This is a genomic window from Pseudomonas sp. G3-19, assembly GCF_054855875.1.
Genome location: NZ_JBMPIQ010000003.1, coordinates 1,095,852 through 1,111,381, shown reverse-complemented (window position 1 = coordinate 1,111,381; position 15,530 = coordinate 1,095,852). Strand labels below are relative to the sequence as shown.

The window sequence follows — 15,530 nt, the reverse complement described above, 5'->3', positions numbered from 1 at the left end:
GTTGGAGGTACCGGCCTCTTCGGGAGCAAGCCCCCTCCCACAAAGAGCAGGGGAACAATGATCCATCTGAAAATCCAGAACCACCCGAAAACTCCAATAATTCCAAGAGGTGTCGATATGCGTCTATTGAAATCCATGGTTCCCGCCGCAATGGCGCTGTTGTGCAGCACTGCAGCCCTGGCCCAGCCACAGGTCAGCGTCTACAACTGGACCGACTACATCGGTGAAACCACCCTCGCCGACTTCCAGGCCAAGACCGGGATTAAGGTGATCTACGACGTTTTCGACTCCAATGAAACCCTGGAAGGCAAGCTGCTCGCCGGCCGTACCGGCTATGACGTGGTGGTGCCGTCCAACCACTTCCTCGCGCGTCAGGTGAAGGCCGGCGCGTTCCTCAAACTCGATCGCGAGCAGCTACCAAACTGGAAAAATCTCGATCCCAAGCTGCTTGAACTGCTTGAGAAGAACGACCCGGGCAACCAGCATTCGGTACCGTACCTGTGGGGCACCAACGGCATCGGCTACAACGTCGACAAGGTCAAGGCTGTGCTCGGCATCGACCACATCGACTCCTGGGCCGTGCTGTTCGAGCCGGAGAATCTGAAGAAACTCACCCAGTGCGGCGTGTCGATGATGGACTCGGCGGACGAAGTGTTTCCGGCGATCCTCAACTACATGGGCATGGACCCACGCAGCGAAAACCCGGAAGACTATAAAAAGGCTGAAGCGAAACTGCTGAGCATTCGCCCGTACATCACCTATTTCCACTCCTCGAAATACGTTTCCGATCTGGCCAATGGCGATATCTGCGTAGCCTTCGGTTACTCCGGCGATGTGTTCCAGGCGGCCAACCGCGCCAAGGAAGCCAAGAACGGGGTGAACATCGCTTATGCGATTCCGAAGGAAGGCGCCAACCTGTGGTTCGATTTGCTGGCGATCCCGGCCGACGCCAGCAACACCAAGGAAGCCCACGCCTTCATCAATTACCTGCTCGATCCGCAAGTGATTGCCAAGGTCAGCGCTTCGGTCGGTTACGCCAACCCGAACCCGGCCGCCAAGCAGTACATGGATCAGGCGCTGGTGAACAATCCCGAGGTCTACCCGTCGCAGGCGGTGCTGGACAAGCTCTACATCTCCTCTACCCCGCCCCAATCGATCATGCGTCTGATGACCCGGTCCTGGAGCAAAGTGAAGTCGAACAAATGAATCAGTACAGCAGAGAACACGCCCGCTCCTATTACGCAGCTTCGGCCCGGGCCAGCACGCCTTGGCCGACACTCGACGGTGATCTCAGCGCCGATGTCTGCGTGATCGGCGGCGGCTTCACCGGGGTCAACACCGCGATTGAACTGGCGCAGCGCGGGCTGTCGGTGGTGTTGCTCGAAGCCCGGCGTATCGGCTGGGGCGCCAGCGGGCGCAACGGCGGTCAGTTGATTCGCGGCATCGGTCACGAGGTCGAAGGCTTTGCCCGCTATGTCGGCAATGACGGCGTGCGTTACTTGCAGCGCGCCGGGATCGATTCGGTGGAACTGGTGCGCCAGCGCATCACCGAGAACGCCATCGAGTGCGACCTGCGTTGGGGCTTCTGCGAGCTGGCCAACACTCCGGCGCAATTCGCAGCGTTCAAGGACGAACAGGTCAGCCTCGACAAACTCGGTTATCAACACCAGACCCGTCTGGTCGGCCCGGAGCTGATCCGTCAGCAAGTGGTCAACGCCGACATCTACGCGGGTGGTCTGATCGACATGGGGTCCGGTCATCTGCACCCGCTGGATCTGGTGCAAGGCGAAGCGCGTCTGGCGGCGTCCCTCGGTGTGCGAATCTTCGAGCAAAGCCCGGTGCTGCAGATCATTCGTGGCGAAACCGTTGAAGTGCGCTGCGCCACTGGCAGCGTCCGCGCCGGCAGTCTGGTGCTCGGTTGCAATGCGCATCTGGATGAACTCGAACAGCAACTCAGCGGCAAGGTCCTGCCCGCCGGCAGTTACATCATCGCCACCGAGCCGCTGTCCGAGGAACGTGCCGCGCAATTGATCCCGCACAACCTCGCGTTGTGCGACCAGAAAGTCGGCCTCGATTACTACCGGCTCTCGGCGGATCGACGCCTGCTGTTTGGCGGCGCCTGTCATTATTCCGGACGCGATCCGGCAGACATCGCTGCCTACATGCGGCCGAAGATGCTCAAGGTCTTCCCGCAACTGGCGGACGTGCGCATCGACTATCAATGGGGTGGCAAGATCGGCATCACCGCCAACCGTTTCCCGCAGGTCGGCCGGCTCCAGCAGCAGCCGAACGTGTTCTACGCTCAGGGTTACTCCGGGCACGGCCTCAACGTCACGCACTGGTGCGCCAAGCTGCTGGGCGAAGCGATTCACGCCGGCCACAGTCAGGGCATGGATGTGTTCAGCGCGGTGCCGCACATGACCTTCCCCGGCGGCCCGGCCCTGCGTTCGCCGCTGCTGGCACTGGGCATGTTCTGGTATCGCCTGCGTGAAATCCTCGGCTGAGGCATCCACCACGTAACCATCTCCTCGCTTATTTGCTCTATCGCCAAGCACTTCTATATTGATGAAGTGCTTTTGCGTTCCTGACGCTCAGCATCCACAAAACCGAGGAGGACATGGATGAAGTCGTCAGCCGCCGATGAGCCACGAGCACCGGGCCAAGCGCCGATCAAGACGCGTCGCTTCAGTATTTCACTGGTGTGGATCGTGCCGATCGTCGCGGTGCTGGTCGGTATTTCGCTGGTGGTGCACAACCTGATGCAGGAAGGCCCGACCATCGTCGTCAACTTCAAGACCGGCAGTGGCCTGACCGCCAACAAGACCGAGGTCAAATACCGCAATGTGGTGATCGGTCAGGTGACTGACGTCGAGTTGAGCGGCGATCAGAAGAGCGTCGACGCCACGATCAAACTGGCCAAGCAGGCCGAAACCTTTACCCGCGAAGACTCGCACTTCTGGGTCGTGCGCCCGCGCATTGGCGCTGGTGGTGTGTCGGGCATCGACACTCTGCTCTCCGGCGACTACATCGGTGCCGATATCGGCCAGTCCGACAGCCGTGCCAAACACTTCAAGGGCCTGGAGAATCCACCGCCGATCACCTACGGCGAACCGGGCAAGCGCTTCATGCTGCATGCGCCGGATCTCGGTTCGCTGGACATTGGTTCGCCGGTTTACTACCGCAAGATTCCGGTCGGTCAGGTGGTTACTTACACCCTCAATCCCGAGGGCAAAGGCGTGGACATCGAGGTGTTCATCCATTCGCCGAACGACGCGTTCGTCACCGAAAACACCCGGTTCTGGAACGCCAGCGGCATCGACATCAATGTCGGCGCCAACGGCTTTGCGGTGAAGACCGAATCGCTGTCGACCATGCTGGTCGGCGGCATTGCCTTCCGTGCGCCGGATTACAGCCCCAACGACGTTGCCGCCGCCGACGACAAGGATTTCGAACTGTTCGCCGATCAGCAGACCGCCCTCGCCCCGCCCAACGGCAAGGCGCAATACATGGTGCTGCGTTTCGATCAGTCGCTGCGTGGGCTCAAGGTCGATGCGCCGGTGGAATTTCTCGGCATGGAGATCGGCCGGGTGGTCGGCATCAATCTGGATTTCGACGCGAAGAAACGCAGCTTCCCGCTTAATGTCGGCATCGTCATTTACCCGCAGCGCCTGGGGCAGGCCTACAAAAAGATGCTGACCGAATTCAAGCACGATCCCAACGACGAAGCCGCCGGCATTCGCCTGCTTGGCACCTTCGTCGACAATGGTCTGCGCGCCCAGGCCCGCAGCGGCAACCTGCTGACCGGGCAACTGTACATTGCGCTGGATTTCTTCCCGAAAGCCGAGAAAGTCGCCTTCGACGCGACGGCCCGGCCGGTGGTCTTGCCAACCGTGCCCGGCAGCCTCGAACAGTTGCAGGAAAAACTCGAAGCCGTGGTCGACAAGCTCAACAAACTGCCGGTCGAACGGATTGCCGGCAACCTCGACAGCAACCTCGTCGAGCTGCGCAAAGGCCTGACCCAGTTCAACGCGAAAACCCTGCCAAGCGTGCAGACCACCCTGGCCGACGTCAGCAAGACCTTGCAATCCGCCAGTTCGACCCTGGCCGAAGATTCGCCGCAGCGCGAGAAACTCACCGAGACCCTCGACGAACTCGGGCGCATGTCGCGTTCGCTGCGTGAGCTGTCGGATTATCTCGGTCGCCATCCGGAATCGCTGATTCGCGGTCGTCCCGACAACGCGGCGCCGCTGGATCTGAAAGGACCGCCGCGCAATTGAGCACAGGAGCTCCCCCATGGCTTTACCGCTGAAGATCACCCTGCTCGCTGCGTTCATGCTGTTGGGCGCCTGCCGCAGCGAGCCGATCAACTTTCACACCCTGACCCCGGTGCAACTGCCGGCGTCCCGCTCGGGCGCGCAGATTCCGATCGAGGGGATCAGCGTGCCGCCACAAGTCGACCGCCCGCAAATCGTCATCCGCCAGGGCAACAATGGCCTGGCGATTCTGGAAACCCAGTGGTGGGGGGCGAGTCTGGCGGATGAGCTGCGCAGTGCCTTGAACGATCAACTGAGCAATACCGGCAGTCGCGGCAACGTCTCGGTGCGCATCGATGTGCAGCGTTTCGACTCGATCCCCGGCCAGTACGGGCTGATCGACGTCAAATGGCGCCTGCGTCCCAGCGGTGCGGCGGACAATGCTCTGCTGACCTGCCATTCAACCTTGCAAACTCCGTCCGGCCCGAGCATCGACGACCTGGTGGCCGCGCAACAGAACAACGTCAAACGCCTGGCTGTCCTGATCAATCAGGCGGCGGGCAATTCTCGCGTCTGCCCTTCGGCCTCCTGAGCCGCCGACAGCGTGACGGTGAAACGGCAGCCGTTGGGTTCGCGAGTCACCAACTGAACCTGCCAGCGCTGATGGCTGCAGATCCGCTGCACCAGCGACAATCCCAACCCAAGACCTTCACCGCGCTGTTCGTCACCGCGCACGAATGGCTGGAACATCGCGTGACGTTTCTCTTCCGGAATACCGATGCCGCTGTCCTCGACCACGAAGCTGTCCTTGAGCAGGGTCAACCTTACAAAGCCCTGATCAGTGTAGTGCCAGGCATTGCGCAGCAGATTGCCCATGACCGACTGCAAGAACGTCAGGTCATAACGCGTGCTGCCCGCCAGTTGCGGCTCGTAGATGAATTCCAGACCTTTTTCGCGAATCAATCGTCCCCAGATTTCCGCCTGGGCGTCGGCGATCGATTTGAGTGTGCAGGTGGATTCGGTGCCAAGCTCTTCCGGCTTTCGCGCCAGCATCAAGAAAGTTTCGACCAGTTGGCGCATTTCAGCGCTGGCCCGGGCAATGCGTTTGACCTGCTGAGTGGAACGCGGATCCAGCGAGGGGTTGGCCAGCAACAGCTCGCAGGAGCTGGCCAGAATCATCAACGGTGTGCGCAGTTCATGACTGACATCACTGGTGAAGAGTTTTTCGCGGTTCAGGGTTTCGCGTAACCGGCCGAGTGTCTGGTCGAAAGACAGGGCCAGCTCCCCTACTTCATCATCGGCGTAATCCGGATGCAGGGCCGGCGCCAACGCGATCAACTGATCGCGATGACGTACCTGCCCCGCCAGGCGAATCACCGGCGCCATGACCTGCCGCGCCAACAACCTGCCGAGCGCGACCGCCAGCATGACACTGAGGATGAACCCGACTATCACCACCACGAACAGCAGGTGTTCACGCTGTTCGAAGCTTTCCTGATTGCGCAACAGCACATACTTGCGTCCGCCGACTGCCTCAACCATCGCGTAAAAGTCATCACCGTTGAAGGTGATCTCCTGAAAACCCTGGGGCAGTGCTGCCAGTTGCGGCGTCAGCGCCATGGGCCCCGGGCCGTTCTCGAAAAAAAACAGTTCGCTCTTTTCCGGCTCGTGGCGCCACTGGTTGATGTCGTCCATCGCCAACAACCGGCGCAGCCCACCGCTGAGGGCGGTCATGGTCAACTTGTGCTCCACGACATGCACGGTAGCCACAATGCCCATCGCGAAGACACCGGCCACCACCGCGCTCATCAAGGCGAACACAATCACGATCCGATTGGCGAGGCTTTGCTTGAGGTCCATCCGGTTCAATGACTCCAGTGCTGATGTCGGGGGCTGAAAGCAGCTGCGCCACGACGTTATCCAAAGTCGCAGCTTCGCCTCCACTGGCGCCATTGTTAAGTGGCCAAAACAAACAAAACGACTATTTGAGTTTAGTTATCAAATAGACTTTTCCGCTAATACCTGCGCTTCTCTCGCAAATTTTTCACATGTTCTTCACTGCCCCGCCACGACTCTGAACGTAGTGTTCAGCAGCCATTCAAGCAGATCACCGTAAAGTAACTAATCTCCTGGAGCTTACGTTGCACTTTGCGTGTTGACTGAATGGAACTCGGGAATGACAAGGGGCAACGTCGTGGTTGAATTAGTACAAGTACAATCAGCGTCCAAGCGATGGGACCTGTCTCGTCCGCGCACCTGGGCAATCATTGCCGTCGGTTTGCTGCTGATCGCACTGATTTGCGGCTTCGTCTGGATGCAACGCTCGCCCCCCAACCTGCGCTATGCGAGTGCGTCGGCTACTCAGGAATGGGTAAAGGCCTGGCAGGCCGGTGAAGTCGTCGCACTGGTTCGCCACACCGAACGTTGCGACCGCTCGACCAATACTTGCCTGGGGCCGGCGGACGGTATCACCCAGGCTGGCAGCATTGCTGCAGCCGACGTCGGCCGTGGCTTTACGCAACTGGGCCTGGAAAAGACCCAGTTCTTCAGCAGCCCGTTGACGCGCACCCTGCAGACTGCGCATTACATGCTTGGCCACGATGCCGTGGCGGCGGAATGGCTGGAAACCTGTGGCCCGACGATGCGCAATGAATTGGTGGCGCACAAGACCCCGGGACAGAACATGATTCTGGTAACCCACAGCGGCTGCATCGCCGATTTCGAACGGCAGACCGGTTACCCGCGCGCGGTCGCCGCCGAATATGGCAGCACTGTTTTGGCCCGGATAGATGCACAAGGAAAACTTGATGTAATCGGCATCATGAATCCCGAAGGCTGGCAACGATTGGCCAAGTAATCATCAAACTTAGTCGAGAACAAACGACTCGGCCAATGCTCTGGCACAGGGTATTGGCGTGTATGAAATTTGTAATAAGAAATGTTTTTCAGACTGAAAAAACTGGAAATATTTCATTTTAAAGCTTGTCTTCCCGAGGAGAACTTAAAGCTGGAAGCAGACCCGTTCTCTGAATGCAGGACACGCCCCTCGGCCGTGCTCGCCTCTGCATTCATTCAACCCAGTGCCGCGCCTGCTACGGAAATCACCGGGCCGTCACTGAAACGCACACTTTGTACTGCACCAAGGTCCAGTCATGACGTCTGAGAACAAACCGCTGCACCGTGCAGCGCTGAATTTGCCGCGCCTCCACCAGAGCTCCCTGATCGAACGCTTTGCGATACCCGGGCTGGTGCTGGCATTCGTGGTGTTTTATCTGCTGCCGCTGATGACCCACGGCCTGTGGATTCCCGATGAAACCCGTTATGGGCAGATCAGCCAGGAAATGCTGCAGAGCGGCAACTGGGTGGCGCCGCACTTCATGGGCATTCGCTACTTCGAAGAACCGATTGCCGGCTACTGGATGATCGCCATCGGCCAGGCGATTTTCGGTGAAAACCTGTTCGGCGTGCGCATCGCCTCGGCACTCAGCTCCGGGATTAGTGTGTGGCTGGCCTACCTGTTGGCCCGGCGCCTGTGGAACAACCCGCGAATCAGCGCCGCGTGCGCCCTCCTTTATATGAGCTTCGGCCTGATCGCAGGACAAGCCGGCTATGCCAACCTCGATCCGCAGTTCACCTTGTGGGTCAACCTGAGTCTGGTGGCGATCTGGTTTGCCATCGACAGCAACACCCCGCGCGCGCGCCTGGGCGGCTGGGCTTTGTTGGGATTTGCCTGCGGCATGGGCCTGATGACCAAAGGTTTCCTCGCCCTGATGCTGCCGGTGCTGATCGCCCTGCCCTACATGATCTGGCAACGGCGCTTCGGTGAACTGGTGCGTTATGGACTGGTTGCCGTGGCGGTGGCCGCGCTGGTCAGCGTGCCATGGGCACTGGCCGTGCATGCGCGTGAACCGGATTTCTGGCGGTTCTTCTTCTGGCACGAACACATCCGTCGCTTCGCCGCCGGTGAAGACGCACAGCACGCACGACCATGGTGGTTCTACCTGCCGCTGCTGTTTGCGTCCACCTTGCCGTGGGCACTGCTGTTGCCTTCGACGCTGCTGCGTACCTGGCGCGAAAAGCGTGATCCGAAAATCGCCTTCCTCGCCTTGTGGTTCCTGCTGCCTCTGGCTTTTTTCAGCGCGAGCAGCGGCAAACTGCCGACTTACATCATGCCGTGCCTGCTGCCATTGGCTCTGTTGATGGGCTACACCGTGATGAACTGGATAGCTGACCAGAACGGCCGCGTCTTACGCATCAACGGTGTGGTCAACGTAGTGCTGGCCATCGCCGCACTGATCGCGCTGATTTATCTGCAAGCGACCCGTGAAATTTACGAACACACCGAAATGTTCAGCCTGTCGCTGGGCTATATCGTGCTGCTCGGCTGGCTGATTGCCGGATCGCTGCAAGCCTTGCGCCCTCTGGCGCTGTGGGCGATGCCGGCGTTGGGCATCGGCCTGCTCGTCGCATTGCTGCCAGCGGCGATGCCGGCGACCATCGTCAACAGCAAGATGCCGGATCAGTTCATTGCTGAACATCAGCAGGAACTGAGCGAAACCAGCTCGTTGCTGAGTAACGACCTGGGAGCCGCTTCGGCATTGTCATGGCGTTTGCGCCGCCCGCAAGTCGACCTGTTCAACACCATTGGCGAGCTCAAGTACGGCCTCGATGACCCGGCCACGGCCTCACGCAAGGTCAGCCTCGACGGCGTAGGCGAATGGATGACCGCAGCGCGCAAAAAAGGCTCGGTGGGCGTGGTGATGCGCGTCAACAGCACCTCTGACGAGCAACAACTGGAGCTGTTGCCGATAGACGGCAAGCACTACCGCCGTGGCCAGATCGAAATCCTCATCTTCAGCCAGAGCCAGCCATGACCCGAACCAGGACTGAACGGAGGCAGTTGCTGCTTCTGCTGGCGGCGACTGCCCTGCTGTTATTGCTCGGTCTGGGCAGTCGCGAGCTGTGGGGGCCGGAAACCCGCTGGGCCAACATCGCCTTGCAGATGCTGCAAAGCGGCGATTATTTCGACCCCTATCTCAAGGGCAGCCCTTATTACGACAAACCGCTGCTGTCGTACTGGCTGATCACCGCCACCTCGTGGTTCACCGGCGGACTGGGGCATTGGTCGTTGCGCCTGTCATCGGTGATTTCCGCGTGGTTCAGCGTGTGGCTGGTGTATCTGCTCGGCGAGCAACTGTTCCGCAAAGGCACCGGGCTGATCGCCGGCTGGATGCTGGCGACCACCTTCTATTTCGTGTTCTGGGCGCGAGTCGCCACCGCCGACATTCTCACGGTCTGCGGCGTGCTGGCGGCCGTCTGGTGGTACTGGCGCGGCCCGGATGACACCCGGTTCTGGCGCTATGTGGTGTTTTTCGGCTTGCTGTCGCTGACCTCGCTGTTCAAAGGCCTGATCGGTTTCATCCTGCCGGGGCTGGTGCTGCTGCCGCACCTGCTCAGCGAACACCGCTGGAAACGTCATCTGAACCTGCGACTGTTCGGCGCGCTCTTGATCGCCGGGGCGTTTTACATGGCGCCGTTCCTGTTGTCTCACCTCTACGGTGCGCCCAACTACGAACAAAGCGGCCTCGGCCTGGTGCTGCGTGAAAACGTCGTGCGGTTTTTCCAGCCGTTCGATCAGTTCGGGCCGATTTACACCTACTTGATCTACCTGCCGGTTTACACCCTGCCCTGGGCACCGTGCTGGTTGATCGCCTTGTGGGTGGCCGCGCGCAACTGGAAGCACATCGAACCGGATACCCGCTGGCTGATTCAAGGGCTCGCGCTGCTGATGCTGTTCTTCACCGCCAGTGGCAGTCGCCGCAGCTATTACGTCTTGCCGCTGGTGCCCTTCGCGCAATTGCTGGGTGCCTGGTGGGTGACCCGGCGCATGGCCGCCCGCAACAGCGAAGGCCGTGGGCTGAAGATCGGCTTCGCTGTCACTACTATACTGCTCGCTGCGGTACTGGGTGTGCTTTACCCATGGACCAACAGCGGCGGCGGTGTCATCCGCTTCGGCGAGCAGGTTCGCGAACAGGCCAGTCAGCAGGCACCGTTGAATCAATGGCGCATGGTCATGATCGAGGTCGACAACAAAGTACCGATGTACCTGCAAACCGGTGGTGCACCGTTCTACTACGTGCCGGAAACGATCGAGGACTTCCCGCACAATGGCGACACCGCGACGCTGATCGCCTGGCTGGAAAGGACCAGCGGGGAACATTGGGATCCGCAACGCACGATCTTCGTCGCGCAATATCGTTCCGGTGACGCCGTGCCACTGGATGCGCTGAAGGCTGATCATCAGGTCATCACCACCACCCCGACCCGTGGCGAACAGGTATTCCACGGGCGTGCAGACCAGAGCGTGGCTTACATTCCCCACTCCTGAGCAATGACGTTAAGACAAAAGGAGAGAGTCGCGGTAAATTTGAATGGCAATGACAAGTATTAACGGCTTCTTTGACGTTTTTTTCTCATTTGCCACCCTACATTGCCGCGACTCGACACTTGCAAATCGTTCGCATTGTTTCCTGCGAGGGTTTGCTCATAACGTCTGAAAACAGGAGCTGCCCGAATGAATCCACGCTTTCCATCCTTCTTCAAGCGCGCATTGCTGGCCACTGCGTTGCTCGGCACCGGGCAGGCTTTTGCCGCCGATTCGGTGGGTCTGGTGGTTTACAACGCCCAGCATGAAACCCTGACCAAGGCCTGGGTGGCCGGCTTCACCGAGGAAACCGGCATTCCGGTGACCATTCGCAACGGCGATGACACCGAGATGGGCAACCAGCTCGTGCAGGAAGGCGCCGCCTCGCCGGCAGACGTATTCCTCACCGAGAACTCCCCGGCGATGGTGCTGGTGGACAACGCCAAACTGTTCGCCCCGTTGGCGCCGACAACCCTTGAGCAAGTCGATTCCGCCTACCGTCCGGCCCACGGCAATTGGGTCGGCATCGCCGCCCGCTCCACCGTGTTCGTCTACAACCCAAGCAAACTGACTGAAAAGGACTTGCCCAAATCCCTGCTCGACCTCGCCACCCCGGCCTGGAAAGGCCGTTGGGCCGCCTCCCCGGCTGGCGCCGACTTCCAGGCGATCGTCGCCGCCGTCCTGCAACAGAAAGGTGAAGCTGCCACCCTGGAATGGCTCAAGGGCATGAAGACCAACGCCACGATCTATCGCGGCAACAGTGCGGTGCTCAAAGCGGTGAACGCCGGGCAGATCGACAGCGGCGTGATCTATCACTATTACAGCTTCGTCGATCAGTCCAAGACCGGCGAAAACAGCAAAAACACCAAGCTGTACTACTTCAAACATCAGGATCCGGGCGCGTTCGTCAGCACTTCCGGCGCCGGCGTGCTGGCCTCGAGCAAACATCAGGAGCAGGCGCAGGCGTTCGTCAAATACATCACCAGCAAGGAAGGTCAGGAAGTTCTCGAAACCGGCACCTCCTTCGAATACGCCGTGGGTAAAGACGCGCCATCCAATCCGAAGCTGACTCCGCTGAAAACCCTCGACGCGCCGAAAGTCGATGCGTCGACCCTCGACAGCAAAAAAGCCGTCGAGCTGATGACCCAGGCCGGATTGCTCTAAGTGATGCCCGAAACCTTGCCTGCACCGGCCGTTGCGACGGCCGCCGCCAGCCTCCTTCACCCGCCCCGTACGCTGGCCGGGCGTGGCAGCTCGTGGGTGGTGAGCTCGGCGGTGCTGGTGTCGTTGTTGTCCCTGCTGCCGATCGCATTCGTGATCGGCGTGGCGTGGTACACCGGCTGGGCGACCATCGAAGCTCTGATCTTTCGCCCGCGGGTCGGCGAATTGCTGATCAACACCGTGCTGCTGGTGCTGATCACCCTGCCGCTGTGCATCCTGCTCGGAACCACCCTGGCTTGGCTGACCGAACGCAGCAATCTGCCCGGCCGACGCTTGTGGTCAGTGCTGGCGGTCGCACCGCTGGCCGTGCCGGCGTTCGTCCACAGTTATGCGTGGGTCAGCCTGATTCCGTCGATCCACGGTCTGCCGGCCGGTGTGCTGGTGTCGGTGATCGCCTATTTCCCGTTTCTGTATTTGCCGATTGCCGCGACCTTGCGCCGTCTCGATCCGGCGATTGAAGACGTCGCGCAATCCTTGGGACTCAAGCCGTGGGCGGTGTTCTTTCGGGTGGTGTTGCCGCAATTGCGCCTGGCAATCTGCGGTGGCGCGTTGTTGGTCGGTCTGCATTTGCTGGCCGAGTACGGCTTGTACGCGATGATCCGTTTCGACACCTTCACCACGGCGATCTTCGATCAGTTCAAATCGACGTTTAACGGCCCGGCGGCCAACATGCTCGCTGGCGTTCTGGCGCTGTGCTGTCTGGCGATGCTCACCGCCGAATCTGCCGCCCGTGGCAACGCCCGCTATGCGCGAGTCGGTTCCGGCAGCGCCCGGGATCAGCGCAGCGTGCAACTGGGCCGAGGCGTGACAACCCTGGCTTTATTGCTGCAAACCTTGACCTGCCTGCTGGCACTCGGTGTGCCGTTGCTCACGCTGGGCCGCTGGCTGCTGGCCGGTGGCGTGCAGGTCTGGGAAGGTGACGAGTTGCTGCCGGCGCTGCTGCAGACCTTGTCTTACGGAGTGGCCGGCGCATTGCTGACCAGTGTCGCGGCGATTCCCATCGCGTGGCTGTCGATCCGCTCGCCGGGCAAACTGCAGCGCTTGCTGGAAGGCTGCAACTACATCACCAGCTCCCTGCCCGGCATTGTCGTCGCGCTGGCGTTGGTCACTGTGACCATCCATTTCGCCCGGCCGATCTACCAGACCACCATCACCGTGCTGCTGGCTTACCTGCTGATGTTCTTGCCGCGAGCACTGGTCAGCATGCGTGCCGGTTTCGCGCAGGCCCCGGTCGAGCTGGAAAACATCGCACAAAGCCTTGGCCGCTCGCCGATACGCGCATTGTGGCTGATCACCGTGCGCCTGGCGGCCCCCGGCGCGGCGGCAGGTGCAGCGCTGGTGTTTCTGGCAATCACCAATGAGCTGACCGCGACCCTGCTGCTCGCACCCAACGGCACACGCACCCTCGCCACCGGTTTCTGGGCGATGACCAGCGAAATCGATTACGCCGCCGCCGCGCCCTACGCGTTCTTGATGATCCTGCTTTCACTGCCGCTGACGGCCATTCTCTATCACCAATCCAGGCGTACCGCTGGCCGATGAACGCTCTCGAACTGCTCAACCTCAGTAAAACCTTCGGCGCGCAAAAGGCGCTCGACGACGTCAGCCTCAACGTGCCGACCGGCAGCCGCACGGTGATCGTCGGCCCCTCCGGTTCCGGCAAGACCACGCTGTTGCGGATGATCGCCGGCTTCGAGTTTCCCGACAGCGGCAGCCTCACCCTCAACGGCCAGACGCTGGTCGACCGCAGCCACGCAGTGCCGGCCTATCAACGGCAGATCGGCTACGTACCGCAAGACGGCGCGTTGTTCCCGCACATGACGGTGGCGGCGAACATCGGTTTCGGCCTGGCCCTGACCGGTGCGGCCCGCACCCAGCGTATCCTTGAGTTAATGGACAGCGTCGCCCTCGACGCCAACATGGCCAACCGTTGGCCCCACGAATTGTCCGGTGGCCAGCAACAGCGGGTCTCGCTGGCCCGCGCTCTGGCGCAGCAACCACGGCTGATGCTGCTCGATGAGCCGTTCTCCGCCCTCGACACCGGTTTGCGCAGTGCCATGCGCAAAATGGTCGCGCGCCTGCTCGAAGACGCCGGCGTCACCACCATTCTGGTGACTCACGATCAGAGCGAAGCGTTGTCGTTTGCCGATCAATTGGCGGTGATGCGCAGCGGCCGGCTGGTGCAGTCCGGGCATCCGATGGATCTCTACCGCTATCCGCAGGATGAACAGACCGCGCACTTTCTCGGCGAAGCGGTGGTCCTGCCCGCGCGAATCGAGGCGGGTTGGGCGCATTGCGATCTGGGTCAGGTGGCGGTGAACAGCAACGGCTTCAGCGGCGCCGCGCAGATCATGCTGCGCCCCGAGCAATTGCAGATCGCCGAAGGGGCGTCTGACAGTCAAGGCTGCCATGCGCTGGTCACCGACCGTGACTTTGCCGGCAACACCTGCACCCTGACCGTTGAACTGAGCTCATCCGCGACTCAGGATCCGCCCCGTTCGATTCTGGTGCGCAGCTCCGGCATGCACGCGCCGCCCGCCGGCAGCGCGGTGCAGCTGTCGGTACTCGGTGCGGCGCATGTGTTTGGCCTGAGCTGATCAGAGATCGAAGCGATCCACCGCCCGCCGCCGCTCGTTGTCATCGCGCACATCGTAGTTGGCGGTGGTCTGGATGTTGCTGTGATGCGCCAGTTTCTGCGCGATCGACAGGTCGTGCTCCTCGATCACCCGAGTGATGAACGAGCGACGGAAATCGTGGGGCATGATCTTCACCCCGACCTGCGTGCCGCGCTGGCGGGCGATGTAGTAGATCGCATGCTTGGTGATCCGCTCGCGGGTGATGTGGCTGCCACGGCGAATACGGTTGAACAGGAAGGCATCGTCGCTCTCGCCTTCCTTGAGCTGCGAGCGGCGCAGTTCGAGCCATGCATCGAGCTTGCTGAACGCCCATGCCGGTGCGTATTTGATCAACTGCTTGTTGCCCTTGGCAGTAACGCACAGGCTGCGCTCGCTGAAGTCGACCTGATTCAGGTCCAGATCCACCGATTCCGACTTGCGCATACCGGTGCCGTACAGCAGCGCGATGATTGCTGCATCACGCAAGCCCTGCGGGCGTGGGTCGGCGGCGCAGACTTCCATCAATTCGTGAATCAGCGTGCGCTTGAGATTGCGCCCCTGAGACAGCCGCGTGCCGGCAATGCCCTTGACCGAGCGCATCTTCAACAGATGTTCCTGGCTGATCAGACTCATGCGCCAGGCCTCATTCATCACCCCGCGCACCGCATTCACATACAACGAAGAAGTGTTCGGTGCGTAGTTGTCTGCGCGTAATGCAGCGACCAGCGCTACAACATCTTCCGGTTGCAAGGCATGCCAGGGAATCTCTTCGACATTCATGTCTTCAAAGCCCAGGCGATCGGCCGCATCTTGCAGCACATAGCGCATGGTCAGTTGGCTGGAGGGCGCCAAACGCGCGAGGTACAGGCTCATCGGGTTGGTTTTTGGAGCGTCGGGGGTTGCAGCAACTAAATCAATCAAACGTTAAACCTTGAGTAAAAAACGTACAGCACTACAACAACTAACAAATGCAATGTACTTGAAGTAAAGAAGGTACTTGAGCGGCACTGTCCGAGA

General features: G+C 60.5%; 12 protein-coding genes. 10 read left to right on the top strand and 2 right to left on the bottom strand.

The annotated features are described in order from the left end of the window. Window positions 1-117 precede the first annotated feature (117 nt). From ACOYXI_RS05090 to ACOYXI_RS05075, 4 genes are all read left to right on the top strand, one after another. Window positions 118-1,206: a polyamine ABC transporter substrate-binding protein gene (locus ACOYXI_RS05090; protein ID WP_098964007.1), complete on the top strand. Its 1,089-nt coding sequence runs from the start codon at window positions 118-120 to the stop codon at window positions 1,204-1,206. Beyond that, on the top strand, window positions 1,203-2,504 hold the full coding sequence (locus tag ACOYXI_RS05085; RefSeq protein WP_461674463.1) for an NAD(P)/FAD-dependent oxidoreductase: 1,302 nt from the start codon (window positions 1,203-1,205) through the stop codon (window positions 2,502-2,504). The genes ACOYXI_RS05090 and ACOYXI_RS05085 overlap by 4 nt, the downstream gene beginning before the upstream one ends. 117 nt (window positions 2,505-2,621) lie before the next feature. Further along, window positions 2,622-4,277, top strand: coding sequence for a PqiB family protein (locus ACOYXI_RS05080; RefSeq protein ID WP_461674462.1), 1,656 nt, complete (start codon window positions 2,622-2,624; stop codon window positions 4,275-4,277). 16 nt (window positions 4,278-4,293) lie between these two features. Continuing rightward, window positions 4,294-4,845 (top strand): PqiC family protein, encoded by a 552-nt coding sequence (locus ACOYXI_RS05075; RefSeq protein WP_461674461.1) that lies wholly within the window; start codon window positions 4,294-4,296, stop codon window positions 4,843-4,845. Here the strand turns inward: ACOYXI_RS05075 and ACOYXI_RS05070 are convergent. After that, on the bottom strand, window positions 4,803-6,113 hold the full coding sequence (locus tag ACOYXI_RS05070; RefSeq protein ID WP_461674460.1) for a sensor histidine kinase: 1,311 nt from the start codon (window positions 6,111-6,113) through the stop codon (window positions 4,803-4,805). The two genes, ACOYXI_RS05075 and ACOYXI_RS05070, sit on opposite strands and share 43 nt — an antisense overlap. Window positions 6,114-6,429: 316 nt before the next feature. On the opposite strand from ACOYXI_RS05070, the gene pmrG reads away from it, so the two are divergent. The 6 genes from pmrG to ACOYXI_RS05040 all read left to right on the top strand — a co-directional run bounded on the left by pmrG (window position 6,430) and on the right by ACOYXI_RS05040 (window position 14,495). Further along, window positions 6,430-7,110: a lipopolysaccharide core heptose(II)-phosphate phosphatase PmrG gene (pmrG, locus tag ACOYXI_RS05065; RefSeq protein WP_098964002.1), complete on the top strand. Its 681-nt coding sequence runs from the start codon at window positions 6,430-6,432 to the stop codon at window positions 7,108-7,110. A 295-nt stretch (window positions 7,111-7,405) separates the two neighbouring features. Next, on the top strand, window positions 7,406-9,127 hold the full coding sequence (gene arnT / locus ACOYXI_RS05060) for a lipid IV(A) 4-amino-4-deoxy-L-arabinosyltransferase (RefSeq protein WP_461674459.1): 1,722 nt from the start codon (window positions 7,406-7,408) through the stop codon (window positions 9,125-9,127). Then, window positions 9,124-10,641 carry an ArnT family glycosyltransferase gene (locus ACOYXI_RS05055; protein WP_461674458.1) on the top strand — a complete coding sequence of 506 codons (1,518 nt, stop codon included), beginning with the start codon at window positions 9,124-9,126 and terminating at the stop codon, window positions 10,639-10,641. The genes arnT and ACOYXI_RS05055 overlap by 4 nt, the downstream gene beginning before the upstream one ends. Window positions 10,642-10,827: 186 nt before the next feature. Further along, window positions 10,828-11,841, top strand: a complete 1,014-nt coding sequence (locus tag ACOYXI_RS05050) for an iron ABC transporter substrate-binding protein (protein ID WP_461674457.1) — start codon at window positions 10,828-10,830, stop codon at window positions 11,839-11,841. A 3-nt stretch (window positions 11,842-11,844) separates the two neighbouring features. Further along, window positions 11,845-13,440 (top strand): ABC transporter permease, encoded by a 1,596-nt coding sequence (locus ACOYXI_RS05045; RefSeq protein ID WP_223007465.1) that lies wholly within the window; start codon window positions 11,845-11,847, stop codon window positions 13,438-13,440. Further along, complete coding sequence (locus ACOYXI_RS05040; protein WP_134786353.1) at window positions 13,437-14,495, top strand: ABC transporter ATP-binding protein; 1,059 nt, start codon at window positions 13,437-13,439, stop codon at window positions 14,493-14,495. Before ACOYXI_RS05045 ends, ACOYXI_RS05040 begins: the two co-directional genes overlap by 4 nt. On the opposite strand, the gene ACOYXI_RS05035 is transcribed toward ACOYXI_RS05040, so the two are convergent. Continuing rightward, window positions 14,496-15,386 carry a site-specific integrase gene (locus tag ACOYXI_RS05035; RefSeq protein WP_027611947.1) on the bottom strand — a complete coding sequence of 297 codons (891 nt, stop codon included), beginning with the start codon at window positions 15,384-15,386 and terminating at the stop codon, window positions 14,496-14,498. Between the last annotated feature and the right edge of the window lie 144 nt (window positions 15,387-15,530).

What these genes read in the sequence shown, in the direction of transcription:
- ACOYXI_RS05080 (WP_461674462.1), top strand. Translation starts at nt 2,622, where the DNA reads ATGAAGTCGTCAGCCGCCGATGAGCCACGAGCACCGGGCCAAGCGCCG.
- ACOYXI_RS05045 (WP_223007465.1), top strand. Translation starts at nt 11,845, where the DNA reads ATGCCCGAAACCTTGCCTGCACCGGCCGTTGCGACGGCCGCCGCCAGC.
- pmrG (WP_098964002.1), top strand. Translation starts at nt 6,430, where the DNA reads ATGACAAGGGGCAACGTCGTGGTTGAATTAGTACAAGTACAATCAGCG.
- ACOYXI_RS05090 (WP_098964007.1), top strand. Translation starts at nt 118, where the DNA reads ATGCGTCTATTGAAATCCATGGTTCCCGCCGCAATGGCGCTGTTGTGC.
- ACOYXI_RS05040 (WP_134786353.1), top strand. Translation starts at nt 13,437, where the DNA reads ATGAACGCTCTCGAACTGCTCAACCTCAGTAAAACCTTCGGCGCGCAA.
- ACOYXI_RS05055 (WP_461674458.1), top strand. Translation starts at nt 9,124, where the DNA reads ATGACCCGAACCAGGACTGAACGGAGGCAGTTGCTGCTTCTGCTGGCG.
- ACOYXI_RS05085 (WP_461674463.1), top strand. Translation starts at nt 1,203, where the DNA reads ATGAATCAGTACAGCAGAGAACACGCCCGCTCCTATTACGCAGCTTCG.
- ACOYXI_RS05035 (WP_027611947.1), bottom strand. Translation starts at nt 15,386, where the DNA reads ATGAGCCTGTACCTCGCGCGTTTGGCGCCCTCCAGCCAACTGACCATG.
- arnT (WP_461674459.1), top strand. Translation starts at nt 7,406, where the DNA reads ATGACGTCTGAGAACAAACCGCTGCACCGTGCAGCGCTGAATTTGCCG.
- ACOYXI_RS05050 (WP_461674457.1), top strand. Translation starts at nt 10,828, where the DNA reads ATGAATCCACGCTTTCCATCCTTCTTCAAGCGCGCATTGCTGGCCACT.
- ACOYXI_RS05070 (WP_461674460.1), bottom strand. Translation starts at nt 6,113, where the DNA reads ATGGACCTCAAGCAAAGCCTCGCCAATCGGATCGTGATTGTGTTCGCC.
- ACOYXI_RS05075 (WP_461674461.1), top strand. Translation starts at nt 4,294, where the DNA reads ATGGCTTTACCGCTGAAGATCACCCTGCTCGCTGCGTTCATGCTGTTG.